Raw genomic sequence first — 206 nt, forward strand, 5'->3', positions numbered from 1 at the left:
ATATTATTCGTGACAGCCGGCCCAGTCCCGCCAGTACCACCAGTAGCTCCGGTTGCGCCTGTAGGCCCAGTAGCTCCAGTTGCGCCTGTGGCTCCGGTTGCGCCTGTAGGCCCAGTAGCTCCAGTTGGACCTGTAGGCCCGACACCGCCTCCGCCTGAAACAGCGGAAGTTGTTGTGACTAAAGCTGCTAAAATATTAAGAATTTG

At 56.8% G+C, this 206-nt stretch carries 1 protein-coding gene; it reads right to left on the minus strand.

Annotated elements, in window-relative coordinates; translation table 11 throughout:
* A partial coding sequence (locus tag JDS99_RS31690) for a hypothetical protein (RefSeq protein ID WP_199696562.1) occupies positions 1-206 on the minus strand: 206 nt, incomplete at both ends.

The organism is Bacillus cereus group sp. N6 (genome assembly GCF_016483705.1).
Lineage (GTDB): Bacteria > Bacillota > Bacilli > Bacillales > Bacillaceae_G > Bacillus_A > Bacillus_A wiedmannii.